This is a genomic window from Pseudomonas sp. R1-7 (assembly GCF_051132105.1).
GTDB lineage: Bacteria > Pseudomonadota > Gammaproteobacteria > Pseudomonadales > Pseudomonadaceae > Aquipseudomonas.
The window spans coordinates 314,948-339,022 of record NZ_CP071661.1; the positions used below are offsets into that span (position 1 = coordinate 314,948).

The window sequence follows — 24,075 nt, forward strand, 5'->3', positions numbered from 1 at the left end:
CTGTGGGAGCGAGCTTGCTCGCGATAGCGGTCTATCCGACACATTATTGTTGGCTGACACACTGCCATCGCGAGCAAGCTCGCTCCCACATCAGGTTGTGTGGCGCATCAAGGCTGCGGCTTCTTGAACACGTAGAACAAATTCGGCTCGCTCACCACGTACAGGTTGCCGTCGTCATCCATGGCCACGCCTTCCGCCTGCGGTATGGTGTTCTTCAGGCCATGGCGGCCCTTGTTCAGCGACAGCGTGCTCAACGGCCGACCGTCGATATCCAGTTCGATAATCAACCTGGACTCATCGGACAGCGCCAGCAAATGACCGCTGCGCTCGTCGTATTGCAAGCTGGAAAGATCGCGGACAAACAAGCCGGCATCGCGCTTGGGGTTATTGATCACGTGGACCGCGTAGGACTTTTCCGGATTGTGGTGGGGAAAACCGTGCACCTCATAAATCAGCATCGGGTCGCGTTCCTTGGCCACGAACAGGCGCTTGCCAATGGAGTCGTAGGCCAGCCCTTCGAAACCCTTGTTGCTGCTCATATGCACGCCAAGCGTCATTTGCTCGGCTTCCGCCGCGTCAAGGAACCGGGTGTCTTCGTCCAAGTGGATCTTGATCAGGCGCTGCCGGCGCTCGTCGGTGACGACGTAAATGTCTTCGCTGATGAACTCCACCGCTTCCGGGTCGCCAAATCCGACCAAGGCGATGCGTCGCAGTATTTTGCCCTCCAGTGAGAGCTCGATCAGCTCGGCATTCTTGTTGGTGACGGTGAACAGGCTTTTGCGAATCGGGTCGTAGGTCAGCGCCGAAACGTCTTCGTCCAGGCCTTCTATTACCTGTGCTTCAAGCGTGACCTGATATTGATCCAGCGAGATTGCCTGGCCATTGATGGGCTGCCAGAGGGTGTTCAGGTTAAACCAGGCGCGTTCGAACAGGCGCAGGTACTGGCCTGCCGCGACTAGCGTAATCAGCACAACTATCAGCAGCAGGAACAACGGTTTAGGGCGGGCGAGTCGACGCATGTGGATGGGCTCGGATTAGAACAGGTGGTTGAAATACCACGACTGCCTGAACTGAAGCTTAATGGCCGACTGCCATGCCCTACAATAATTGGTGAATTACCTTACAGCGTTTTCGCTATCGTGATTTCTCGAAGCGATAGAACAGGTTCGGTTCGCTTACCATGTAAAGATTGCCGGCCTCATCGAGGGCGGCGCCTTCTGCGCGAGGGATCGTGTCTTTCAGTCCGTTGAAGCCGCCGAGCAAGGTCATGAAACTGACCTGTTCACCTTGTTGATCAAGTTCCAGCAGCAAATGAGAATCGGCGGACAGCAACACGGTATGACCCGTGCGGGGATCGACGGCCAGGGCCGAAAGGTTGCGCAGGTCAAGTTCATCGCTGGCGTGGATCTGTTTGTCTCCCTTGAGCAATTGGCTTCCGTCGCTTTTCCAGGTAAACAATGCGGGTGGACGCTCTTCGCCCAGCACCAATTGTTGGTTGCGAGGATCCCACGCGATGCCTTCGAATCCCTTGTTCTGGTTTTTCGACGAGCCTAGGTTGTAACTAGGGAAGTCGGTGACATCTAATGCTCGGGTATCCGCATCCACCTTAACGATCGATAGCGTGTGCTTTCGCTCATCGGTGATGGCCAGCAGTCCATTTTCCATGTAGGCCACGCCTTCCGGGTTGCCCCAGCCCACCAAAGGGATTTGGCGCAGGACATCGCCCTGCAGGGTCAGCTCCACCAGGAACGGATGCTTGCCCATGACGGTGAATAAAGTCTTGGTCTTCGGGTTATAAGTCAGGTCGGAGGCTTCATCCTCCTCCATTCCGGGAAGTTCCTTGGCATCGATGACAGCGCGGTATTCAGGGAGCCAAATGCTGCCCTCGCGGAGGTCCTGGCTCTGGAAGCGTTCCGATACCCAGAGGCGGGCCCGGTCATCCCAATGCATGGCCGACGCCGAGCTGTAGGCAGCAATTATCCCCAGCAACAGCCAGGCATACCGAGGCAATTTAAAGCGTGCGGGGCGAATGCTCGAGGGTGCGGGCAGTGCTTGGGTGTTAGCCATCAGCAAGATAATCCAGAGATTCGGCGAGGGATTGGCAGGCTCAGATGCCGCAATCCCAGGGATTATCCAGATGGCATGTGAAAAAATGGTTAATGAGCGGATGGTACTGCTATCCAAGGGGAGCGAGCAGGCTTGCTTCCCTTGGATACCCGATGTCGCTGTCAGCGAACGCTGCTCTCGAAGCGGCTCGCCCCAGGCAACTCCAGCACCAGCTCATCGCCAACGTTCAGCGGCCCGACGCCCGCCGGGGTGCCGGTGAGAATGACGTCGCCGGCCTGAAGCGAGAAGCAGCCGGCCATGTATTGGATCATTGGCACGATGGGGTTGAGCATCAGGCGGCTGTTGCCGTCCTGGCGGACTTCGCCGTTGATGGTCAAGCGCACAGGGATGTCGCCCAGGTCGGTAAACGTATCTTTGGAGACAAATGGTGCGATCACTGCCGCACCGTCGAAGGACTTGGCGACTTCCCACGGCAAGCCCTTGGCCTTGAGCTCGGCCTGCTTGTCCCGCAGGGTCAGGTCCAGGGCCGGGGCGAAGCCGGAAATGGCGTCCAGCACTTCTTCAACGCTGGGTTTGGTGGACAAAGGCTTGCCGATCAGCACAGCAATCTCCGCCTCGTAGTGCACCGAACCGCGGTCGGCAGGAATGCTGAAGCCGCCTTCCAGCGGCACCACGCAGCTGCCCGGCTTGATGAATAGCAGCGGCTCTGTAGGCACCGGGTTATCCAGTTCCTTGGCGTGCTCGGCGTAGTTGCGGCCGATGCACACCACTTTGCCCACCGGGAAATGAATACGCGTACCGTCGACATACTGGTGCTGATAGCTCATTACCGACTCCTGCCTCTGAGATTTCATCAGGTGTTTTTATGGGTCAAACCGCGAAAATCTTGCCCGGGTTCATGATGCCGTTAGGGTCGAACACCGCTTTCACGGCTTTCATGTATTCGATTTCAACCGCAGAGCGACTGTACGTCAGGTAGTCACGCTTGGTCATGCCCACGCCGTGTTCGGCGGAAATCGAACCGTTGTACTTCTCGACGGTTTCAAAGACCCATTTGTTCACTGTCGCGCATTTGGCGAAGAACTCGTCCTTGCTCAGGTTTTCCGGCTTGAGGATGTTCAGGTGTAGGTTGCCGTCGCCGATGTGGCCAAACCAGACGATCTCGAAATCTGGGTAATGTTCGCCGACGATTGCGTCAATTTCTTGCAAGAAGCCGGGCACTTTCGAAACGGTTACCGAAATGTCGTTCTTGTACGGTGTCCAGTGGGAGATGGTCTCGGAGATGTACTCGCGCAGCTTCCACAGGTTTTGCAACTGGGTTTCGCTCTGGCTCATCACGCCGTCCAACACCCAGCCTTGTTCGACGCAGTGTTCAAAGGTCTCCAACGCATGGTTGGCGACCTCTTCTGTGGTGGCTTCGAATTCCAGCAGGGCATAGAACGGGCAGTCGGTTTCAAACGGCGCCGGCACATCGCCGCGGTCGAGAACCTTGGCCAGGGCTTTGTCGGAGAAAAATTCGAACGCGGTCAAGTCGAGCTTGCCCTGGAAGGCGTGCAGTACCGGCATGATCGAGTCGAAGTCCGGCGTGCCGAGCACCATCGCGGTAAGGTTTTTCGGGGCACGGTCCAGGCGCATGGTGGCTTCGACCACGAAACCGAGGGTGCCCTCGGCGCCGATGAACAATTGCCGCAAATCGTAGCCCGTGGCGTTCTTGATCAGGTCCTTGTTCAGTTCCAGCACGTCGCCCTTGCCGGTGACGACTTTCATGCCCGCGACCCAGTTGCGGGTCATGCCGTAGCGAATGACCTTGATCCCGCCGGCATTGGTGCCGATGTTGCCGCCAATCTGGCTGGAACCGGCCGAAGCGAAGTCCACCGGGTAATACAGGCCGTGCTCTTCTGCCTTGTTCTGCAATTGCTCGGTGACCACGCCCGGCTGGCACACGGCGGTGCGGTCGGTCAGGTTTACGTCGAGAATCTGGTTCATGTAGTCGAATGACACCACGACTTCGCCATTTGCCGCCACGGCAGCGGCCGAAAGCCCGGTACGCCCGCCCGATGGCACCAGCGCGACCTTGTGTGCATTGGCCCAGCGCACGATGGCCTGGACTTGCTCGGTGGTCTTGGGGAAAACGATGGCGGTCGGCGCGGGCGCGTAATGCTTGGTCCAATCCTTGCCATAAGCATTCAGGGAGTCGGCATCGGTCAGGACCTTGCCAGGCTCAACCAGGGTCTTCAGCTCATCTATCACGGCAGGATTGGTCATCGACAGAACTCTCGAACAATTCATGGTCATCCTGAGAACGCTTCACGTCGCAGGAATGGGTGTTTGCGGGGGGCATATGCTAGCATACCGACCCCGCAGCGTAGTGCCCAAAGGCTGTTCTGCGGCGACGGCTGTCACGCCGGTCGGGCCAGCCCAGGCTGTCCGATTCCCTGCCATTTTTCTCCGGGACACAGGTTTACGCAGATGAGCAAGACTTCTCTCGATAAGAGCAAGATCAAGTTCCTTCTTCTCGAAGGCGTCCACCAATCGGCTGTCGACGTCCTCAAGTCGGCGGGCTACACCAGCATCGAGTACATCACCAGTTCTCTGCCGGAAGCCCAGCTCAAGGAAAAGATCGCCGATGCTCACTTCATCGGTATTCGCTCCCGTACTCAACTGACCGAAGAGATCTTCGACCACGCCAAGAAACTGGTGGCGGTCGGCTGCTTCTGCATCGGCACCAACCAGGTTGACCTCAACGCGGCGCGCGAGCGCGGTATCGCGGTGTTCAACGCACCGTACTCCAACACTCGTTCCGTTGCCGAACTGGTGCTGGCCGAAGCGATCCTGCTGTTGCGCGGCATCCCTGAGAAAAACGCTTCCTGCCACCGTGGCGGCTGGATCAAGAGCGCGGCCAATTCCTTCGAAATCCGCGGCAAGAAGCTGGGTATCGTCGGCTACGGCTCGATCGGCACCCAGCTGTCCGTCCTGGCGGAAGGCCTTGGCATGCAGGTGTTCTTCTATGACACCGTGACCAAGCTGCCCCTGGGCAACGCAACCCAGGTCAACGACCTGCATGAGTTGCTGGGCATGTCCGATATCGTCACCCTGCACGTACCGGAAACCCCAGCCACCCAGTGGATGATCGGTGAGAAGGAAATCCGTGCTATCAAGAAAGGCGGGATCCTGATCAACGCCGCGCGTGGCACTGTGGTCAAGCTCGACGCCCTGGCCGAAGCGATCAAGGATAAGCACCTGATCGGCGCCGCCATCGACGTGTTCCCGGTGGAGCCACGCTCCAACGACGACATCTTCGAGAGCCCGCTGCGCGGCCTGGATAACGTGATTCTGACCCCGCACATCGGCGGCTCCACCGCTGAAGCCCAGGCCAACATTGGCCTGGAAGTGGCGGAAAAACTGGTCAAGTACAGCGACAACGGTACCTCGGTATCGTCGGTGAACTTCCCGGAAGTGGCCCTGCCGGCCCACCCTGGCAAGCACCGCCTGCTGCACATCCACGAGAACATCCCGGGTGTGATGAGCGAGATCAACAAGGTCTTTGCGGAAAACGGCATCAACATTTCCGGTCAGTTCCTGCAGACCAACGAGAAAGTCGGCTACGTCGTGATCGACGTCGATGCCGAATACTCGGATTTGGCGCAAGAGAAGCTGCAGCACATCAACGGCACCATTCGTTGCCGCGTGTTGTTCTGATCAGACTTGGCCTGCAATAAAAAACGGGAGTCTCGCAAGGGACTCCCGTTTTTTTTGCCTGCCACAACACCAAAACCTGTGGCCGGCGTTGGATCGCCGTGCTGTGTTACTTCACGTTTACCGTAATCTTTTCGGACACGATCGAGGGGTCGAACGGCATATGGCCGCTGTCGCCCAGGATCAATTGCAAGGTGTGTTTGCCCGGTGCCAGTTTGATCGTGGCTTCGGTTTGCGCCTTGCCGAAATGCATGTGGTGGGCGTCGGTCGGAATCGGCGCTCCTTCGGCCGGTAGATCATCGACATCGATCAGCAGATGGTGATGGCCAGTGTTTTTTGTCACGTCGCCCGCCGGGGCCAGGGCGATGTTCTTGACGCCGAACTTGACCTTGAACTCTTGGCTGACGGTGGCGCCGTCTTCAGGAGAAACGATGAATACTTCCGCATTTTTAGGCGCCGGGGTTGCTGCTGTTGCCAGCATTGAAGTTCCGAGCAACAAACCGGCCAACGCCGCACGCGACATAAAACTTTTCATTTTTTACTCCAGTTTTCCCATAAATCCGTCGAGTCGTGACAACTTCGTGACTAATCGTTGTCGAAGCCTGCAACAACCATAGCAAAGCGAGCCAGAAACGAGCGTCGCTTGTATAAATCCTAGGAGTGACCATGCGTTTCCTGCCTGGCCTGATCTGCCTGCTACCCCTGTTGAGCCCTATGGCCCATGCGGAACTGATCGATGATGTCAACGACCGTGGCGAGTTGCGAATCGCCCTTGAGGCTAATACCGCGCCGTTCAATTTCAAGGAGGACGGCAAGCTCACCGGTTTCGAAGTGGAACTGGGCGAGATGCTCGCGGGTGAGCTCGATGTCCGCCCGGATTTTGTCGTGACCGATGAGGCAGATCTGCTGTCCGGCGTGGAAAGCGGCAAGTACGACGTCGCCATCAACCACATAGCAATGACCCCGGAACTGGCGGAACGTTTCGACACCAGCGCCACTTATAGCCAGCCGGATGCGCAATTGCTGGCGAGCAAGGATGAGGCGCAACGGCCTCTGGTCCTGGCGCAGTCTTTCCAGCCGGAAGAGAAAAAAGAACCGGCACCGAACCTGGTGATTCCATTCCAGAAGGGCAATCCGGCGTTCAAGGCCAGCCTGGACAATGCGTTGGCGCGGATCAAGGATGATGGGCGACTGGAGCAACTGTCGCAGAAGTGGCTGGTCAAGCAGGATTGAGATCCGCAATCAGGCGCAAGCGCCCTCGCCACAAGAGCTCGGCATAACCGTTACAGAACGGTTTTCAAGTCTTACGCCACACGCTCGCCAACCAAGGTTGTTGCTCGCGCGGCAGCCCCGCTGGCCGGTAGTAATGTTCCAGCTCCACAAATCCCGCTTCTATGAGCAGCGTGCGCCAGGCGTCGAGGTCGTGATACGCGCCGAAGCGCTGGCCGTTCCAGCCTTCCTGGTTTTCGCCCCGGGGGTTTGAGCTGAACAGCACGCCGCCGGGTTTGAGCGTGGCGCGCAGTTGCTTGAGGACGCGGGGCAATTCCTGGACAGGAATGTGGAACAGGACGGCGTTGGCGAAGATTCCGTCGAAACGCTCCGCCGGCAGATCCAGCTGCAGGAAATCCTGTTGCCACACCTCGCAGCCGCTGTCCTGGCGGGCCATGCGTGCGAACTCTTCTGAACCGTCGAGGCCTACTGCGACATGGCCCATGGCCGTGAACGTGCGCAGGTCGCGTCCCGGACCGCAGCCGAAATCGAGGATGTGCAGTGGCGGCTGGCCTTGGATGTGGCGCAGCAAGGCGTCGATGTTCTGGCTGACGTCATGATCGCGGGTGCCTTCGCGAAAGCTTTCCGCCACGGTGTTGTAATGGCCCAGGGTCGTGGCGGTGATGGTCTGCAGGTCGTCGGTGGTGTGTTTCATGATTGCTGGCTTGGCTGGGAAGTGTCAGCCGACTATACCGCAAGCCGCTTGCACCATTCCCTGCGTTCAGCGCTTGTTCAGCCCCCGCGCCAGGCGATCCCCACCCAGTTGAATCACCGCCACCAATGCCACCAGCAATACGATCACCGTCAACATGATCTGGCTGTCGAAACGCTGGTAACCGTAGCGGTAGGCGATATCACCCAGGCCTCCGGCGCCAATCGCCCCGGCCATGGCCGATGAATTGATCATCGTCACCAAGGTGATGGTAAAGCCACCGACAATCCCTGGCAGCGCTTCAGGCAGCAGGACATGCCAGACGATGTGCCAGCGTCGACAACCCATGGCCTGGGCCGCTTCGATCAGGCCGTGGTCGACCTCCCGCAGGCTGACTTCTGCGATACGGGCAAAAAACGGCGTAGCGGTGATCGTCAGCGGCACCACCGCGGCCCATACGCCGTAGGTGCATTTAGGAATAACCATAGGCTGGATTTGTCATCCCGTGCAGCCAGCTGGAAGACGACTTCACGAGAAAAGCATCAAGGCGCCCGGCGTCGCGGTTCAGCGGCCATGAGTGGGTCTTTCGGCGGATTTTTCAGATACGGGTTAATACAGCCGATTTTCAGTGTCCGCGGTGGAGCCCAGCGGGAGTTGTTGCCCACGCGGTCGATGATGCAATAGGTCACTTCCAGGCGCAGGTCCTCGCCTGCTTCCATGATGATTTCCGGCGGCACCCAGACGTGGACCGCTTGGCCTACCTCGCAAGGTTTTATCCCCGGCAGGTCCATGCGCACGTCGCCCCAGCGCACGGTAATCGCATCGTCGGCGGCCATGTTCAGGTAGGGTTCGATGGTCAGCGGCACGCCACGTTTGATCTGGTTCGGGTTCACGCCTTGGCGGCGGATGGTTTGAGGAATCCGCACCGGCGCCAGGCTCTGGTTCTCATCACCGGTCAAGGCAGAGGGTTGACCACCGGGGCAGTCCAGCTTGACCTGAACCTGTCGCGCTGCAGAGAGCGCTGGCCCTCGTCCGATTTGCATGACGCGGTAGTGAACGAGGGAGGTCCCGTTGACGATGAAGCTCTCCGGAACCCGCAAGCGGATGCTGTCATGCACATCCGTCTCCGTAAGCAGGCGGGAGCCGACGTAGCAGTTGTCCCAGAACAATTCGAGCAAATCGCCTGCGTCCATGCGGGGGTAGGGCGCAACGATGACCTCCAGGTGCGCGGCGCTGGTGATATTGATGCCGCTACTGGCCAAGGTGGGCGCGGCCAATTCAGGGATAGGTGACGTACATGTCATGGTGTTCTCCTTGATGTCTAAACGCACTACGTTCCGGAAAGATAAGAGGCGTGGATAACTATCGCATTATTGAGTTACTTGGGTTGGTTGTGCGCTGGCTCATCCAACTCTGTTGAAATAAATAATGTGCTTCGCCTGTTTGCACCTAGATATAGGTTCGAGAGTTTCAGTGTCAATAGAGGCGCTTGCGCAAAAGTTGATTATGTCAGGCTTCAGAAATGTCCTACGCGCTGCTGTTACGAATACGTGCTGCTCAGCGTACTTTTCCTCGGGGCGGCGGGATTCGGGCTTCTATAGACAGGAAGCGGAGCTGGCCACTATTGGCGCAATATGTTGACTTGATAAGTTAAGTTTAGAGGGGTGGGGATTTAAGTGTGTGCGGGGATATTTCAATGGCTTGCAGATGGCCTTACTTCCGTCCATGGAAGTAATGACGGTGTTGCTAACTTACTATGCGCCGTGACCGGCTGAGAGAAACTTGCTGAGGAACTGTCGAGTACGCTCTTCTTTTGGTGCTTCAAACAATGCCTTGGCTTCGCCTTGTTCGACGATCACGCCTTTATCGAAGAACACCACGCGGTTTGCCACGTCCCTGGCGAAACCCATCTCGTGCGTCACGATGACCATGGTGCGCTTTTCCTCGGCCAAGCCGCGAATGGTTGCGAGTACTTCACCCACCAGTTCCGGGTCGAGCGCGGAGGTTGGTTCGTCGAAGAGAATCACCGCAGGTTCCATCGCCAACGCCCGGGCAATCGCCACGCGCTGTTGCTGGCCACCGGACAGGCGCCTCGGATAAGCGTTTTCCTTGCCGGCCAACCCGACCTTTGCCAGCAGCTTGCGACCCAGGGCCTCGGCATCGGCACGCGGCGTTTTTTTCACCACGATCGGGCCTTCGGTGACGTTCTCCAGGGCGGTACGGTGGGGGAACAGGTTGAAGTTCTGGAACACGAAGCCCACCTGCTGGCGCAAACGACGCACCAGGCCCTGCTGCTGGTTCAGTGGGCGACTGCCATCGATCTCGATGTCGCCGACCTTGATCCGGCCGCTGGTTGGCTCTTCGAGGAAATTCAGGCAGCGCAGGAACGTCGTCTTGCCAGAACCACTGGGGCCGATGATCGCAACCACTTCGCCTTCTTCGATCTTCAAGTCGATGCCATTGAGCACCACCTGACCCTTGAACTGCTTTGTCAGTTTTTCTACGACAATCATGGGTCAGGACTCCTGGTCGTGCCGATTGACCCGGGCTTCCAATACGTTCTGCAGGTGCGAAAGCACGGTGGCAAGAACCCAATAGATCAGCGCGGCGGCAAGGTACATGGTGAAGATTTCAAAGGTGCGGGCGGTGATCAACTGCGCCTGGCGGAACAGCTCCGGCACCTGGATAGTCGCCGCCAGGGCGGTGTCCTTTACCAGGGAAATGAAGCTGTTGCCCAATGGCGGCAGGGCCGTACGCGCGGCTTGCGGCAGGATGGCCCGACGCAGGGTCTGGGCACGGGTCATGCCGATACTCGCCGCCGCTTCCCACTGGCCGCGCTCGATGGAGCTGATGGCGGCCCGCAGGATCTCGCAGGCATAGGCCGCCATGTTCAGCGAGAACCCGATCAGCGCCGCCGGCAGTGGGTCAAGTTCGAGGCCCAATTGCGGCAGTCCGTAGTAGATCAGGAATAACTGCACCAGCAATGGCGTGCCGCGAAAGAACGACACGTACATGCGGGCGATCCAGTTGATCACCTTGAGACGCGACAGACGCATCAGCGCCAGGCCGAACCCCAGCAGCAAGCCGAAAAACATGCCGCCGAGGCTGAGGATGACCGTGTAATACGCGCCCTTGAGCAGGAAGGGCGCGGAATCCAGCGCGAGTTGAAGTGCTGCTTCCATTATTTCGTGACGTCAGCGCTGAAGTATTTTTCCGAAAGCTTTTTCAAAGTACCGTCGGCGCGCAGTTTTTCGATGGCCTTGTTCACCGCGGCCAGCAGCTCAGGCTCGCCTTTGCGCAGGGCGATACCCGATTCCTGGCGGGAGAAGGCTTCGCTGGTGACGGTGGTGTCCTTGGCTTTCTTGGCATATTCCAGCGCGGCCAGGCGGTCGATCAGGATGGTATCGATACGACCGACGCGCAGGTCCTGGAACTTGGTCGGATCGTCATCATAGGTTTTGACTTGGGCGCCTGGGACTTCGGCCTTGACCCATTGCTCGTAGTTGGTGCCCAGGCCCACGCCGACTTTTTTACCGTCCAGGTCGGCGGCTTTCTTGATGTTCAACTCGTCGGCTTTCTTGGTCAGGACCAGCGCTTGAATCCCGGAGATGGTGTACGGCTCGGAGAAGTCGTATTTCTTCTTGCGCTCCTCGGAGATGGTGACCTGGTTGACCACGGCGTCCAGGCGCTTGGATTCCAGCGCTGCGAGAATGCCCGCCCATGGGGTCGTCTGCAGCTTGACCTTCACACCCAGCTCCTTGGCCAGGGCTTCGGAAAACTCGACTTCGAAACCGGTCAGTTTTCCGCTGTCGTCAACGAAACTGAACGGTGGATAGGTGCCTTCCAGGCCGATCTTGATTTCACCAGCATCCTTGATTTTCTGCAGTTGCTCACCGGCAACCGCTTGCCCCAACAGGCCCGCGCTCAATGCCAGGCCCAGCGAACCCACCAGCAGGTTGCGACGTAATGCGGAAAAATTCATGACAAGCCCCTGTGTTTTCTTATGAAGAGGTAATTGTGGATGAGATAAGGCGCAGCCGCGCTCCGAAAAGATTGCCACATCCTGCCTTAAAGCAGGCTGGACGTCTCGCGGCAAATACGCCTGCGGCGAGACTATAGGTTGGCTTTTATAGATTGGAAAATAATATTAAATAAAGCAAATATGCTTATTAGGAATGAGGACCTGAGGGAGCGAGCTTGCTCGCGATGGCGGTGTGTCAGTTAAACAATTGTCGGCTGATCTACCGCTATCGCGAGCAAGCTCGCTCCCACAAAAGCCCTCCATCGAGTCTTCCACTAAGCCGAAAACGCTGTGCCATAGGCAAACAACGCCGGCGCACCGCCGGTGTGCAGGAAAATGATCGGGCCCTCGTCAAAGCGGCCGCGGCCAATGCCGTCGAGCAAGCCCGCCATCGCCTTGCCGGTATACACCGGATCGAGCAACAGGCCTTCCTGGCTCGCCAACAGCTTGACCGCCGCCAAGGTCCCGGCATTCGGCTCGCCATAGCGGGGGGCAAAATATTCGTCCCACAGGATCACCTTGAATGCTTCGGGCAAGGCGACGTCGAGCAATTCTGCCGTGCGCTCGGCCAAACCCTGGACCTTCGCGAACTGGTCCTCCTCGCTGCGGGAAACCGTCACGCCGATGACCGGAAGCGCCGGCAGGCTTTCGCTCAGAGCCAGCGCCAGGCCGCTGTGGGTTCCGGCGCTGCCCGAGGCCAGCACGACGGCGGCAAAATCGATGCCGGTGTCCTTGATCTGTTCGGCCAGTTCCAGGCCCGCACGTACGTAACCCAGTGCGCCCAAGGCGTTCGACCCGCCAATCGGCACCAGATAAGGCTTTTTCCCGTTGCTGCGCAGGCGACCGGCGAGGGCCTGCAATTGTTCGTCGGCGTTATCCAGGTTATCCACCAACTCGACTTTCGCATCGAACAACTCAAGCAGGAGGCGGTTGCCGTTACCCAGGTAATTACTGTCCTCGGTGCCGATGGGGTTTTCCAGCAGCGCCACACAACCCAGGCCCAACTTCGCGGCCAGGGCGGCGGTCTGGCGGACATGGTTGGACTGGATCGCCCCGGCGGTGATGAGCGTGTCGGCACCTTGGGCCAGCGCGTCGGCACCGAGGTACTCAAGCTTGCGCAGCTTGTTGCCGCCCAGCGCCATGGGCGTCAGGTCGTCGCGCTTGATGTAGATCTCGCGGCCGAGCCACTCGGAGAGGCGTTCAAGTTTTTCCAGCGGTGTCGGTTGGCCGAGCAGGTCGAGACGATGAAAGCGAGACAGCCGTTCTTTGATCATGGGGTCCGTACTGGTTGTAGGCGATGTCTGACTATAGGCATGCGGATATTCAGGGGCAACCGGGATATGGACCGCAGGGTTCGTGTCGACACTGAACGAATGCGCGCCAGACAACGTCATACCCTGCCATGGGCTAGTGTAGGAAACGTACCGTTTGGCTCTGCGATTAGTCCTTAGCTAGCTATTCATGTTTAACTTGAACGTTCATCCAAGTTAAACCATTGGTTTGCTGCCCGCTCACAACAGGAGGCTTGCCTTTGCCGAGTCCGTTTATCCACGTCACTGCTTCGCTTGGCGAGGTGCTTGGTCGATGAGCACTTCGTCCCTCCCATCCAGCGGCCTGGTCCGCATGAATCCACCGGTGTTCTACTTCTCGGCGGCCTTTATCCTGCTGTTCGGCCTGGTTGTCATCGCCATGCCCGAGCAAGCCGGCGCATGGCTGTTGGCAGCCCAGAACTGGGCGGCAAACACGGTCGGCTGGTACTACTTGCTGGCGATGACCCTGTATTTGATTTTCGTCGTGGTGACGGCATTGTCCGGCTACGGCAAGATCAAGCTGGGTGCTGATCACGACGAACCCGAATTCAGTTATCTGTCCTGGGCCGGCATGTTGTTCGCCGCCGGAATCAGCATCACGTTGTTCTTCTTTTGCGTTTCCGAGCCGCTGACTCATCTGGCCCAGCCGCCACAAGGCGAGGCCGGCACGGCCGATGCGGCGCGCCAAGCCATGCAGATCCTGTTCCTGCACTGGGGCTTGCACGGCTGGGGCGTCTTTGCGTTCGTGGGCATGGCCTTGGCGTACTTCGCCTACCGGCACAATTTGCCGCTGGCCTTGCGGTCCGCGTTGTACCCGCTGATCGGCAAGCGCATCAACGGTCCGATTGGTTACGCGGTGGACGGCTTCGGCATCATCGCGACCGTGTTCGGCCTGGGCGCGGACATGGGCTTCGGCGTCTTGCACCTCAATTCCGGGTTGGATTACCTGTTCGGCATCGCTCATACCCAGTGGATCCAGGTTGGGCTGATCGTTCTGATGATGGGCGCGGCGATCATCGTCGCGGTGGCGGGGGTCGACAAGGGCGTGCGGGTCATGTCCGACATCAACATGCTGCTGGCCTGCGCGCTGTTGCTGTTCGTGCTGTTTGCCGGGCCGACGCAGCATTTGCTCAACACCCTGATGCAGAACCTGGGCGATTACCTCGGCGCGCTGCCGATGAAGAGTTTCGACCTGTATGCCTACAACAAGCCCAGTGACTGGTTGGGTGGCTGGACCGTTTTCTACTGGGCCTGGTGGATCGCCTGGTCACCCTTCGTGGGGCTATTTATCGCACGGATTTCCCGTGGCCGTACGATCCGCGAATTCGTGTTTGGCGTGTTGTTGATTCCCCTGGGTTTCACCCTGGCGTGGATGTCGATTTTCGGCAATAGCGCCCTCGATCAGGTGCTGAACCACGGCATGAGTGCCTTGGGCATGTCGGCCCTGGATAACCCGTCGATGAGTCTGTATCTGCTGTTGGAAACCTATCCGTGGAGCAAGACGGTGATTGCGGTCACGGTGTTTATCAGCTTCGTGTTTTTTGTCACGTCCGCCGATTCCGGCACCGTGGTGCTTTCGACGTTGTCGGCCAAGGGTGGCAGTCCCGATGAAGATGGGCCGAAATGGCTGCGGGTATTCTGGGGGGCGATGACCGCCCTGGTCACCAGCGCCTTGCTGTTTTCCGGCAGCATCGACGCGCTCAAGTCGGCGGTGGTGCTGACGTCGTTGCCGTTCTCGATGATCCTGTTGCTGATGATGTGGGGGCTGCACAAGGCGTTCTATCTCGAATCCCAGAAGCAGATTGCGCAACTGCATTCCCTCGCGCCGGTGGCGGCTTCTCGCTGGGGTACGGGTGGCTGGCGCCAGCGCCTGAGCCAGGCTGTGCATTTCCCCTCTCGCGACGAGGTGTATCGCTTCCTGGACACCACGGTGCGTCCGGCCATCGAAGAAGTGAAAACGGTATTCGCTGAAAAAGGCCTGGCGGTGATGACCCAGCCAGACCCGGCCAACGACAGCGTCAGCCTGGAAATCGGCCACGGCGAGCAGCATCCGTTCATTTACCAAGTGCAGATGCGCGGCTACTTCACGCCGTCCTTCGCCCGGGGTGGCATGGGCTCCAAGCAAATCAACAATCGACGCTATTACCGTGCCGAGGTGCACCTGAGCGAAGGCAGCCAGGATTACGACCTGGTGGGCTATTCCAGGGAACAGGTCATCAACGACATTCTCGACCAGTACGAGCGGCACATGCAGTTCTTGCACCTGGTGCGTTGATCGAGTGAAGCCTCAGACCAGCCCGCCGTTGGCCCGCAGGACCTGGCCGTTCACCCAGCCGGCGGCCGGGCTGACCAGGAAGGAGACGATGCCGGCAATGTCTTCCGGCTGGCCGAGGCGCTCCAGGGGCGGCATCTTCGCGTAGTGCTGCACCTGCTCTTCGCTTTTGCCGTGCATGAACAATTCGGTGGCGACCGGCCCCGGGGCGACGGCATTGACCGTGATCTGGCGCCCGCGCAGTTCCTTGGCAAACACCTGGGTCAAGGATTCCACCGCGGCCTTGCTGGCGATGTACACCGAATAGCCAGGCAGGTTCAGGCCCACGGTGCTGCTGGAGAAGTTGATGATGCGGCCGCCGTCGTTCAGCCGGGTCGCGGCTTCGCGCAAGGTGTTGAAGGTGCCGCGCGTGTTGATGGCAAACGTGCGGTCGAACAATTCATCGCTGTGCTGCGCCAAGGACATGACCTGGAGGATGCCGGCGTTGTTGATCAACACATCGACCTTTCCCAGTTGCGCTTCGACCTCGTCGAACATCCGGCTGACATCGGCGGCAACCGACACATCGGCCTTCACCGCTATGGCTTGGTGCCCGGCCTGGCGTAGTTGCACGACCAGCTTGGAGGCTTCGGTGGCACTGCTGGCGAAATTGATGGCGACGGCAAAACCGTCGCTGGCCAATTGCTTGGCCAACTGCGCGCCGATGCCACGGGAGGCGCCGGTCACGATGGCAACTTTGGAGTCTTGAACAGTCATGGCGAGAATCCCCTTGAGGTGTGGTGATTGGGTTGAAGGCAGATTCACATGTTTACTCGTGGCGATAAATGCATGAGAGTTGCCTTGACTGTTCAATATTCATCAACAATCGGGGCGCCAAATTCAGATGGACCAAGTCAAGGCCATGAGGGTGTTTGTCCGTATATACGAGCGCAGCAGCTTCACCCTGGCCGCCGAGGACCTGAACATGCCCAGGGCGACGCTGACCCACACCCTCAATCAGTTCGAAGCCTGGCTAGGGGTGCGCCTGCTGGAGCGCAGCACCCGCAAGGTACGCCCCACCCTTGATGGCGAAGCCTATTACCCGCGCTGCGTGCAATTGCTGGCCGAGCTGGAAGAAGCCGAACTGGCATTTCGCAGCGTGGCGCCCAAAGGCAAACTCAGGGTGGACCTGCACGGAACGCAGGCGCGATATTTCGTTATCCCCGCGTTGCCGCAATTCATGGCCCGCTACCCGGAAATAGAACTGTTCATCAGCGAGGCGGATCGGTTTGTCGACCTGATTGCCGAGGGCGTCGACTGCGTCGTGCGCTCCGGCACGTTGGCAGATTCGTCACTGATCGGCCGGCGCGTCGCCAATCTTCGGCAGATCACCTGCGCCAGCCCTGCTTATTTGCGCCAGTACGGCGAACCCAAAAGCCTCGATGATTTGCAACACCACAAGGCAGTGAATTACGTCTCGCGCACCACCGCCAAGCTGTATCCGTTCGAGTTCATGGTCGACGGCGAACTCAAGGAAGTGTCGATCGGGGGCACGTTGTCAGTGTCCGGCGCGGAGATCTACGCCGCTTCGGCGATTGCCGGCATGGGCCTGATCCAATGCCCGCATTACCGGATGGAGGAGCCGATCCGGCAGGGCCTGATCCAAGAGGTTCTGGCGTCCATGCCACCGCCGCCGATGCCGGTGTCGGTCGTCTATCCCCATAACCGGCACATGTCGCCACGGGTACGGGTGTTCGTGGATTGGGTGGCTGAGGTATTTGCGCAGGCGCGTTAATGTGATTTTCGATTCCCAGATGCTGCACGTCGCCATGCGAACTTTCGGCCTGACCGATGCGTCTGTGAAATGTTAGCTTCTGCCACCCGCTGTCCGAACAGAGAGCCTTTTCGATGACCTACACCGCTGCGCAAAACCGCTACGAGTCCATTCCCTATCGCCGCGTCGGGCGCAGCGGATTGGTGCTTCCGGCCTTGTCACTCGGCTTGTGGCACAACTTTGGCGACAGCACGCCGATCGAGACCCAGCGAGCCTTGCTGCGTACAGCGTTCGACCTGGGCATCAACCACTTCGACCTCGCCAACAACTACGGCCCGCCCTATGGCAGCGCCGAAGTCAATTTTGGCCGACTGTTGCGTGAAGATTTCAAGCAGTACCGCGATGAGCTGATCATTTCCAGCAAGGCCGGCTGGGACATGTGGCCCGGCCCCTATGGACAGGGTGGCGGCTCGCGCAAGTACGTGCTCGCCAGCCTCGACCAGAGCCTGCAGCGCTTGGGCCTGGATTACGTGGACATTTTCTACTCCCACCGCTTCGATCCCGATACGCCACTGGAGGAAACGGCCAGCGCACTGGCGACAGCCGTGCAGCAGGGCAAGGCTCTGTATATCGGTATTTCTTCGTATTCGGGTGTGAAAACCCGGGAAATGGCCGCGCTGCTCAAGGAATGGAAAATCCCGCTGTTGATCCACCAACCGGCCTATAACCTGCTCAATCGCTGGGTGGAAAAAGATTTGCTGGACGCCACCGAGGAGCTGGGCACAGGCGTCATTGCGTTCACACCGCTGGCCCAGGGCCTGCTGACTGACAAATACCTCAAGGGCATTCCGGCCGATGCGCGGGTCAACCGCCCGGGCGGTGGCTCGTTGCAAGCTTCGCATTTGTCCGAGGACAACATCGCTCACGTGCGTGCGCTCAACGAAATCGCCCAGCGTCGCGGCCAAAGCCTGGCCCAAATGGCCCTGGCCTGGACGCTACGTGATCCACGGGTCACCTCCGCCCTGATCGGCGCCAGCCGGCCGGAGCAGATCGTCGAAAACGTCGGGGCGCTGCGCAACCTCGACTTCAGCGCCGAAGAACTGGCCGAGATCGACCGCTTTGCCCAGGAGGGTGGGATCAACCTGTGGGAGAAGCCTTCTACGGCTGAGTAAGCACTCTGCAAAGACGGTAAACACACACAACCCTGTGGCGAAGGGATAAATCCCCCTCGCCACACAAGCTCCATCCCACGCGGGACCTATAGAACGCGTGATTAGTTACTGATCGCCAGGATGCTCGCCTGGTACGAACCCACGAACACATCGAAATCCCCTACCTCGTTCTGCTCCAGCTCGGTTTGCTGGACCAGCGATTGCCGAGCGTTTTCCTCGAACGCAACGTGTTCGTCGGCCGACAAGGGCTCGGCGCGGAAAAACTCGGCGTGGGCCTTGCTCTGGCGCAGGGAGAATTGGGCGAAGCTTTCCTGGTGCTCGGCCATGGCGGCCAATACCCGGGCGGAGGGCGTCAGGGATGGGTCGCGGACTTTTGCCAGTTGAGCGTCCAGCGCCTGGCGATGGTCATCGCTCCCTTGGCTCTGGTCCAGCAGCGCCGCTAGCGGAGCGATTTTTTCCAGCAGTTCCAGGGCCCAGGCTTGCATGTCTACCGACTGGCCCTGGCGCTGCAGTTGCAGGCCAGGCTTGCGGCCTTCCTTGACCACCGTCAGGAAGTTGCGGGTGGCGTTGCTGCACTCGTTGTTTTCCAGTTGCGGGCTGTCATTGAGGCCGCAATACAAGAGGAACGCATCAAGGAATCGCGACTCGGTGAGGTCGATGCCCATCGGCAGGAACGGGTTGATGTCCAGGCAGCGCACTTCGACGTACTGGATGCCCCGGGCCATCAACGCCTGGATCGGCCGTTCGCCAGTGTAGGTCACGCGCTTGGGACGGATGTTGGAGTAGTACTCGTTTTCGATCTGCAGGATGTTCGTGTTGAGCTGCACCCATTCGCCGTTCTGGTGCGTGCCGATCTCGACATACGGCGCGTAGGGCGTCGCCACCGCTTTGCGCAGGCTGTCGGTGTAGCTCGCCAGGTCGTTGTAGCAAGGCGTCAGGCCGGCCTGGGCGTTGCTCTGGTAACCCAGGTCGCTCATGCGCAGGCTGGTTGCGTAGGGCAAGTACAACGTGTCCGGGTCCAATTGTTCCAATTGATGCGGCCGGCCACGCAGGAAACCGGCGTCCAGGGCCGGCGAGGCGCCGAACAAGTACATCAGCAGCCAGCTGTAGCGGCGGAAATTACGGATCAGCGCGATGTAGGCCGACGACTGGAAATCCCGGTCGCTCAGATCGCTGGTTTCGTCCTGCCGGAGCAAGGGCCAGAGCTTTTCCGGCAGGGAAAAGTTGTAGTGGATCCCGGCGATGCACTGCATGGTCTTGCCATAACGCAGCGCCAGCCCCTTGCGGTAAACGTACTTGAGTCGCCCGATATTCGAGGTGCCGTAGTAGGCGATCGGAATTTCTTCTTCGGCCGGCAGCGGGCACGGCATCGAAGGGCTCCACAGGTATTCGTCGCCGAGCTTGCTGTAGACGAACCGGTGGATCCTGTCGAGGCTGCTCAGGGTGTCGGCCGGGTTGGCCAGGGCCGGGGTGATGAACTCCAGCAGCGACTCGGAATAGTCGGTGGTGATCTGTTCGTTGGTCAGCGCCGAGCCCAGGGCCTCGGGATGCGGGGTCTGCGCCAGGCGTCCATCGCCCGTGACGCGCAGGCATTCACGCTCGATACCGTGCAGGCACTGCTCGAGCAGGGAGAGGTTGGCGCGCTCGCCGAGCAGGGCCAGGCGGCGGTTTAAAAGGTCGCTCAAGTTGAATTCCTTCACGCGTCAGTCGCCCCAATATGGGGGTGGGCAAGACGGTCTACAAGGGTGAAGTTAAAACTGGCGTTTTCGCCTGGTTTCTGTGCGGTCAAGGAGTCATCGCCTCGATCCCCTGTGGGAGCGGGCTTGCTCGTGATAGCGGTCTGTCAGTCAACTTTTATATTGACTGGTCCACCGCTATCGCGAGCAGGCTCGCTCCCACAAGGGGTTTCGGCGCGGCATTCGTGGCATCGAAATTACCCCAAATCGATGACAGGGAGCTATAGGACAGCGAACGTGCCTTGCGCTTTTGCGACCAGCTTGTCGCCTTGCATCACTTCGGCCTCGACCACCAGCGTGCGCCGGCCCGGGTGGATGACCCGGGCGGTGCACAACACGTCGCCGTCGGACACAGCGCGAATGTAGTTGATCTTGCATTCGATGGTCGCGCTCTGCTGGTCAAAGCCATGGACACTGGAGCAGGCCAGTCCCATGGCGATGTCCACCAGGCTGAACAGCGCGCCGCCGTGGAGCTTGCCGCCACGATTGCGCAACTCGGGTTCGAGGCCCAGGGCGACTTGCGCCACCCCGTCCCCAAGGCTGTGCAGACGGCAGCCGAGCAGCTTGAAGAACGCGCTCTCCACCAACCCGGCCGGCGCATCCATCAGCGTTTCTTCAGTTGCTTGGCGTTGGCGAACAGCGAGGCCATGGCGTTGTTGGCCGGGGCCGCGGTGGCGGTTTCCTTGCGCGGCGCGGTGTTCTGCGACTGGCGTGGCGCGGCGCCTGGGCGAGCACCGCGGGCACCGTCGACTTTCTCGCCTGGCGTGTCGCTCATGCGCATCGACAAGCCAACGCGTTTGCGCGGGATATCGACTTCCATGACTTTCACTTTCACCACGTCGCCGGCCTTCACGGCTTCGCGCGGGTCCTTGATGAATTTTTCCGACAGTGCGGAGATGTGGACGAGGCCGTCCTGGTGCACGCCGATGTCGACGAACGCGCCGAAGTTGGTCACGTTGGTCACCACGCCTTCGAGGATCATGCCCGGTTGCAGGTCCTTGAGGTCCTCGACGCCTTCCTGGAATTCGGCGGTCTTGAATTCCGGACGTGGGTCGCGGCCCGGCTTCTCCAGCTCTTGCAGGATGTCGGTGACAGTGGGCAGGCCGAAGGTTTCGTCGGTGAATTTCTTCGGATCCAGGCGCTTGAGGAACGCGGCGTCGCCAATCAGCGAGCGAATGTCCCGGTCGGTCTGGGCGGCGATGCGTTGCACCAGCGGGTAGGCTTCAGGGTGGACGGCCGAGGAATCGAGCGGGTTGTCGCCGTTCATGACGCGCAGGAAGCCGGCGGCCTGCTCGAAGGTTTTTTCACCCAGGCGCGGGACTTTCTTCAACGCGGCGCGGGTCTTGAATGCGCCGTGTTCGTCACGGTGGGTGACGATGTTCTGCGCCAGCGTGGCGTTCAGGCCGGAGATACGTGCCAGCAGCGCCACCGAAGCGGTGTTCACGTCCACGCCCACGGCGTTCACGCAATCCTCCACAACCGCGTCGAGGCCGCGCGCCAGTTTCAGTTGGGAAACGTCGTGCTGGTACTGGCCGACACCGATGGATTTCGGATCGATCTTCACCAGTTCCGCCAATGGATCCTGCAGGCGACGGGCAATCGACACCGCGCCACGGATCGACACATCCAGGTCCGGGAATTCCTTCGACGCCAGTTCCGACGCCGAGTAAACCGATGCACCAGCCTCGGAGACCATGACCTTGGTCATCTTCATGGCCGGGTATTTCTTGATCAGCTCGGCGGCCAGCTTGTCGGTCTCGCGGCTGGCGGTGCCGTTGCCGATGGCGATCAGGTCCACCGAATGCTTGGCGCACAGGGCGGCGAGCACGGCGAGGGTCTGGTCCCACTTGTTGTGCGGCACGTGCGGGTAGACGGTCGCGTGGTCCAGCAGCTTGCCGGTCGAGTCGACCACCGCCACCTTGCAGCCGGTGCGCAGGCCCGGGTCGAGGCCCAGGGTTGCGCGCGGGCCGGCCGGCGCGGCCAACAGCAGGTCGTGCAGGTTGTGGGCGAATACGTTGATCGCCTCGGTCTCGGCGTTATCGCGCAGCTCACCGAGCAAGTCGGTTTCCAAGTGGGTGTAGAGCTTGACCTTCCAAGTCCAGCGCACCACTTCGGCCAGCCACTTGTCGGCGGCGCGGTTCTGGTTCTGGACGCCGAACTGCTGGCCGATCATGCCTTCGCACGGGTGCATGGTGCCGGGCAATTCCTCGCCGACTTTCAACGCGGTGCTGAGGATGCCTTCGTTGCGACCTCGGAAAATCGCCAGGGCACGGTGGGACGGCATGCTCTTGAGCGGTTCATCGTGCTCGAAGTAGTCGCGGAACTTGGCGCCTTCCTCTTCCTTGCCGGCGATGACGCGGGCGCTGAGGATGGACTCCTGTTTGAGGAAGTTGCGCAGTTTCTCCAACAGGTTGGCGTCTTCGGCGAAACGCTCCATGAGGATGTACTTGGCGCCTTCCAGCGCGGCCTTCACGTCCGCCACGCCTTTTTCGGCATCGACGAAGCGCGCGGCTTCGGTTTCCGGTGCCAGGCTCGGGTCGTTGAACAGGCCGTCGGCCAGCTCGCCGAGGCCGGCTTCCAGGGCAATCTGGCCCTTGGTGCGGCGCTTTTGCTTGTAGGGCAGGTACAAGTCTTCAAGGCGGGTCTTGGTGTCGGCCAGCTTGATGTCGCGTTCGAGTTGCGGGGTCAGCTTGCCCTGCTCCTGGATGCTCGCGAGGATGCTGATGCGCCGTTCGTCGAGTTCGCGCAGGTAGCGCAGGCGCTCTTCCAGATGACGCAACTGGGTGTCATCGAGGCTGCCTGTCACTTCTTTCCGGTAACGGGCGATGAAAGGGACCGTGGAGCCTTCATCGAGTAGCGCGACGGCCGCTTCGACCTGTTGTGGGCGGACGCCGAGTTCCTCGGCGATGCGGCTGTTGATGCTGTCCATAAAACCACCTGACAAATTGTGAAATCAGGCTCGCCGCCGCGCAAATCGGGTTCGGCAAGACTGGTTGAGCGGCCTGGCATGCGCCGCTGCCTGGGTCAAAAGGCTGCCTGTTGACCCGCGAAATTCAAAAAGTGCTGCCTGGCCAAGGGTAAAAGTGTTGCGCCGGTTCAGCGATCCGGCCCGGTCCTGGCACAAAGGCCGCGCATTATAACCAGCGTTCCGCCGTTAGGGTGCGTCGTGCCCGCAGGCTGGATCAGTTGAATGCTGGAGATAGGCGAAAAATCTGCTAACAATGCACACGGTACGTACAGCGGCAGCTAGGCCATAATGCGCGCCGAGATCAAAGGAGCTTCCTATGAGCAGCACCGCACAAACTGCTGAAGGCGAAAAAATTCTGATTGTTGACGACGATCCTGGGCTGAGCAGCCTGCTGGAGCGCTTTTTCGTCAGCAAGGGCTACCGAGCCCGCACCGTACCGAACACCGAGCAGATGGACCGTCTGCTGGCCCGGGAGGTTTTCAACCTGGTGGTCCTCGACCTGATGCTGCCTGGTGAAGACGGCCTTACTGCCTGTCGTCGCCTGCGTGGCGCGAACAACCAGATCCCGATCATCATGCTGACCGCCAAGGGCGACGAGTTGAGCCGTATCAAGGGTCTGGAGCTGGGCGCCGACGATTACCTGGCCAAGCCGTTCAACCCGGACGAGCTGATGGCGCGGGTCAAGGCGGTCTTGCGTCGCCAGTCGGCGCCGGTGCCAGGCGCGCCGGGCAGCGAAGATGAAAGCGTGACCTTCGGCGACTATGAACTGTCGTTGGCCACTCGCGAGCTGAAGCGTGGCGACGAGATCCACATGCTCACCACCGGCGAATTCGCCGTGCTCAAGGCCTTGGTGATGAACGCTCGCCAGCCGCTGACGCGGGACAAGCTGATGAACCTGGCCCGTGGCCGCGAGTGGGATGCGCTGGAGCGTTCCATCGACGTGCAGATTTCCCGTCTGCGCCGGATGATCGAGCCCGATCCCTCCAAGCCGCGTTATATCCAGACCGTCTGGGGCGTAGGTTACGTATTCGTGCCGGATGGCGCCGCCGGCAAGTGATCGGCGATTTGTAGGAGCGGGTAGCCTGGCTGGGTTGAAGTCTTTTCCAGGCGACTCGCGGTCCGTCATTGTGCGAGCATCGCTCGCTCCTGCAAGTGTGTA

21 protein-coding genes and 1 pseudogene are annotated in these 24,075 nt (G+C 59.8%); 6 read left to right on the forward strand and 16 right to left on the reverse strand.

Features of this window, described 5'->3' with window-relative positions; genetic code table 11:
* Nucleotides 1–107: 107 nt before the first annotated feature.
* The 4 genes from J3P79_RS01425 to J3P79_RS01440 all read right to left on the reverse strand — a co-directional run bounded on the left by J3P79_RS01425 (nt 108) and on the right by J3P79_RS01440 (nt 4,332).
* Complete coding sequence (locus tag J3P79_RS01425; RefSeq protein WP_434607584.1) at nt 108–1,019, reverse strand: SdiA-regulated domain-containing protein; 912 nt, start codon at nt 1,017–1,019, stop codon at nt 108–110.
* Between the two features lie 115 nt (nt 1,020–1,134).
* Nucleotides 1,135–2,067: an SdiA-regulated domain-containing protein gene (locus J3P79_RS01430; RefSeq protein ID WP_434611312.1), complete on the reverse strand. Its 933-nt coding sequence runs from the start codon at nt 2,065–2,067 to the stop codon at nt 1,135–1,137.
* Nucleotides 2,068–2,228: 161 nt separating this feature from the next.
* A complete protein-coding gene (locus J3P79_RS01435; protein WP_434607586.1) occupies nt 2,229–2,894 on the reverse strand; it encodes a fumarylacetoacetate hydrolase family protein in 666 nt (221 codons plus the stop codon).
* A 43-nt stretch (nt 2,895–2,937) separates the two neighbouring features.
* Nucleotides 2,938–4,332 (reverse strand): FAD-binding oxidoreductase, encoded by a 1,395-nt coding sequence (locus tag J3P79_RS01440; RefSeq protein ID WP_434607588.1) that lies wholly within the window; start codon nt 4,330–4,332, stop codon nt 2,938–2,940.
* 204 nt (nt 4,333–4,536) lie between these two features.
* Here J3P79_RS01440 and serA point away from each other — a divergent pair, with 204 nt between their 5' ends.
* Entirely contained in the window at nt 4,537–5,766 is a 1,230-nt protein-coding gene (gene serA, locus J3P79_RS01445) for a phosphoglycerate dehydrogenase (protein WP_039592617.1), read from the forward strand.
* 106 nt (nt 5,767–5,872) lie between these two features.
* On the opposite strand, the gene J3P79_RS01450 is transcribed toward serA, so the two are convergent.
* Nucleotides 5,873–6,298 (reverse strand): DUF4399 domain-containing protein, encoded by a 426-nt coding sequence (locus J3P79_RS01450; RefSeq protein ID WP_434607590.1) that lies wholly within the window; start codon nt 6,296–6,298, stop codon nt 5,873–5,875.
* Between the two features lie 131 nt (nt 6,299–6,429).
* Between J3P79_RS01450 and J3P79_RS01455 the strand changes: the two genes are divergently transcribed.
* Nucleotides 6,430–6,996, forward strand: coding sequence for a transporter substrate-binding domain-containing protein (locus J3P79_RS01455; protein ID WP_434607592.1), 567 nt, complete (start codon nt 6,430–6,432; stop codon nt 6,994–6,996).
* Between the two features lie 64 nt (nt 6,997–7,060).
* Here the strand turns inward: J3P79_RS01455 and J3P79_RS01460 are convergent, their stop codons facing one another.
* The 7 genes and pseudogenes from J3P79_RS01460 to J3P79_RS01490 form a co-directional block, all read right to left on the reverse strand.
* Nucleotides 7,061–7,687 (reverse strand): class I SAM-dependent methyltransferase, encoded by a 627-nt coding sequence (locus J3P79_RS01460; RefSeq protein ID WP_434607594.1) that lies wholly within the window; start codon nt 7,685–7,687, stop codon nt 7,061–7,063.
* Nucleotides 7,688–7,753: 66 nt separating this feature from the next.
* Nucleotides 7,754–8,152, reverse strand: a pseudogene (locus J3P79_RS01465) (methionine ABC transporter permease); the annotation flags it as partial.
* A 74-nt stretch (nt 8,153–8,226) separates the two neighbouring features.
* Complete coding sequence (locus J3P79_RS01470; protein ID WP_434607596.1) at nt 8,227–8,988, reverse strand: hypothetical protein; 762 nt, start codon at nt 8,986–8,988, stop codon at nt 8,227–8,229.
* A 450-nt stretch (nt 8,989–9,438) separates the two neighbouring features.
* Nucleotides 9,439–10,197: an L-cystine ABC transporter ATP-binding protein TcyN gene (gene tcyN / locus J3P79_RS01475; RefSeq protein ID WP_434607598.1), complete on the reverse strand. Its 759-nt coding sequence runs from the start codon at nt 10,195–10,197 to the stop codon at nt 9,439–9,441.
* Nucleotides 10,198–10,200: 3 nt separating this feature from the next.
* Nucleotides 10,201–10,866, reverse strand: a complete 666-nt coding sequence (tcyL, locus tag J3P79_RS01480; protein ID WP_186707314.1) for a cystine ABC transporter permease — start codon at nt 10,864–10,866, stop codon at nt 10,201–10,203.
* Complete coding sequence (gene tcyJ / locus J3P79_RS01485; protein ID WP_434607600.1) at nt 10,866–11,666, reverse strand: cystine ABC transporter substrate-binding protein; 801 nt, start codon at nt 11,664–11,666, stop codon at nt 10,866–10,868. The genes tcyL and tcyJ overlap by 1 nt, the downstream gene beginning before the upstream one ends.
* A gap of 314 nt (nt 11,667–11,980) precedes the next feature.
* Nucleotides 11,981–12,979, reverse strand: coding sequence for a D-cysteine desulfhydrase (locus tag J3P79_RS01490; RefSeq protein ID WP_434607602.1), 999 nt, complete (start codon nt 12,977–12,979; stop codon nt 11,981–11,983).
* A 349-nt stretch (nt 12,980–13,328) separates the two neighbouring features.
* Here J3P79_RS01490 and betT point away from each other — a divergent pair, with 349 nt between their 5' ends.
* Nucleotides 13,329–15,290, forward strand: a complete 1,962-nt coding sequence (gene betT / locus J3P79_RS01495; protein WP_434611313.1) for a choline transporter BetT — start codon at nt 13,329–13,331, stop codon at nt 15,288–15,290.
* 12 nt (nt 15,291–15,302) lie between these two features.
* Here betT and J3P79_RS01500 read toward each other — a convergent pair whose 3' ends face one another.
* Nucleotides 15,303–16,043, reverse strand: coding sequence for an SDR family oxidoreductase (locus J3P79_RS01500; protein WP_434607603.1), 741 nt, complete (start codon nt 16,041–16,043; stop codon nt 15,303–15,305).
* Nucleotides 16,044–16,170: 127 nt separating this feature from the next.
* Here J3P79_RS01500 and J3P79_RS01505 point away from each other — a divergent pair, with 127 nt between their 5' ends.
* Both J3P79_RS01505 and mgrA read left to right on the forward strand, forming a co-directional pair.
* Complete coding sequence (locus tag J3P79_RS01505) at nt 16,171–17,061, forward strand: LysR family transcriptional regulator (protein ID WP_434607605.1); 891 nt, start codon at nt 16,171–16,173, stop codon at nt 17,059–17,061.
* 113 nt (nt 17,062–17,174) lie between these two features.
* Entirely contained in the window at nt 17,175–18,212 is a 1,038-nt protein-coding gene (mgrA, locus tag J3P79_RS01510) for an L-glyceraldehyde 3-phosphate reductase (protein ID WP_434607607.1), read from the forward strand.
* 101 nt (nt 18,213–18,313) lie between these two features.
* Here mgrA and gshA read toward each other — a convergent pair whose 3' ends face one another.
* From gshA to J3P79_RS01525, 3 genes are all read right to left on the reverse strand, one after another.
* Nucleotides 18,314–19,897, reverse strand: coding sequence for a glutamate--cysteine ligase (gshA, locus tag J3P79_RS01515; RefSeq protein WP_434607609.1), 1,584 nt, complete (start codon nt 19,895–19,897; stop codon nt 18,314–18,316).
* 272 nt (nt 19,898–20,169) lie between these two features.
* The gene (locus J3P79_RS01520) at nt 20,170–20,553 is read right to left on the reverse strand and encodes a PaaI family thioesterase (protein WP_045154803.1); all 384 of its coding nucleotides are present in this window, start codon (nt 20,551–20,553) and stop codon (nt 20,170–20,172) included.
* Nucleotides 20,553–22,877, reverse strand: a complete 2,325-nt coding sequence (locus tag J3P79_RS01525; RefSeq protein WP_434607611.1) for a Tex family protein — start codon at nt 22,875–22,877, stop codon at nt 20,553–20,555. The genes J3P79_RS01520 and J3P79_RS01525 overlap by 1 nt, the downstream gene beginning before the upstream one ends.
* Nucleotides 22,878–23,232: 355 nt before the next feature.
* Between J3P79_RS01525 and ompR the strand changes: the two genes are divergently transcribed.
* Nucleotides 23,233–23,973 carry an osmolarity response regulator transcription factor OmpR gene (ompR, locus tag J3P79_RS01530; RefSeq protein WP_039592639.1) on the forward strand — a complete coding sequence of 247 codons (741 nt, stop codon included), beginning with the start codon at nt 23,233–23,235 and terminating at the stop codon, nt 23,971–23,973.
* Nucleotides 23,974–24,075: the final 102 nt, after the last annotated feature.

Coding starts and splice junctions, on each gene's coding strand:
- J3P79_RS01425 (WP_434607584.1), bottom strand. CDS start 1,019: ATGCGTCGACTCGCCCGCCCTAAACCGTTGTTCCTGCTGCTGATAGTT.
- J3P79_RS01430 (WP_434611312.1), bottom strand. CDS start 2,067: ATGGCTAACACCCAAGCACTGCCCGCACCCTCGAGCATTCGCCCCGCA.
- J3P79_RS01435 (WP_434607586.1), bottom strand. CDS start 2,894: ATGAGCTATCAGCACCAGTATGTCGACGGTACGCGTATTCATTTCCCG.
- J3P79_RS01440 (WP_434607588.1), bottom strand. CDS start 4,332: ATGACCAATCCTGCCGTGATAGATGAGCTGAAGACCCTGGTTGAGCCT.
- serA (WP_039592617.1), top strand. CDS start 4,537: ATGAGCAAGACTTCTCTCGATAAGAGCAAGATCAAGTTCCTTCTTCTC.
- J3P79_RS01450 (WP_434607590.1), bottom strand. CDS start 6,298: ATGAAAAGTTTTATGTCGCGTGCGGCGTTGGCCGGTTTGTTGCTCGGA.
- J3P79_RS01455 (WP_434607592.1), top strand. CDS start 6,430: ATGCGTTTCCTGCCTGGCCTGATCTGCCTGCTACCCCTGTTGAGCCCT.
- J3P79_RS01460 (WP_434607594.1), bottom strand. CDS start 7,687: ATGAAACACACCACCGACGACCTGCAGACCATCACCGCCACGACCCTG.
- J3P79_RS01470 (WP_434607596.1), bottom strand. CDS start 8,988: ATGACATGTACGTCACCTATCCCTGAATTGGCCGCGCCCACCTTGGCC.
- tcyN (WP_434607598.1), bottom strand. CDS start 10,197: ATGATTGTCGTAGAAAAACTGACAAAGCAGTTCAAGGGTCAGGTGGTG.
- tcyL (WP_186707314.1), bottom strand. CDS start 10,866: ATGGAAGCAGCACTTCAACTCGCGCTGGATTCCGCGCCCTTCCTGCTC.
- tcyJ (WP_434607600.1), bottom strand. CDS start 11,666: ATGAATTTTTCCGCATTACGTCGCAACCTGCTGGTGGGTTCGCTGGGC.
- J3P79_RS01490 (WP_434607602.1), bottom strand. CDS start 12,979: ATGATCAAAGAACGGCTGTCTCGCTTTCATCGTCTCGACCTGCTCGGC.
- betT (WP_434611313.1), top strand. CDS start 13,329: ATGAATCCACCGGTGTTCTACTTCTCGGCGGCCTTTATCCTGCTGTTC.
- J3P79_RS01500 (WP_434607603.1), bottom strand. CDS start 16,043: ATGACTGTTCAAGACTCCAAAGTTGCCATCGTGACCGGCGCCTCCCGT.
- J3P79_RS01505 (WP_434607605.1), top strand. CDS start 16,171: ATGGACCAAGTCAAGGCCATGAGGGTGTTTGTCCGTATATACGAGCGC.
- mgrA (WP_434607607.1), top strand. CDS start 17,175: ATGACCTACACCGCTGCGCAAAACCGCTACGAGTCCATTCCCTATCGC.
- J3P79_RS01520 (WP_045154803.1), bottom strand. CDS start 20,553: ATGGATGCGCCGGCCGGGTTGGTGGAGAGCGCGTTCTTCAAGCTGCTC.
- J3P79_RS01525 (WP_434607611.1), bottom strand. CDS start 22,877: ATGGACAGCATCAACAGCCGCATCGCCGAGGAACTCGGCGTCCGCCCA.
- ompR (WP_039592639.1), top strand. CDS start 23,233: ATGAGCAGCACCGCACAAACTGCTGAAGGCGAAAAAATTCTGATTGTT.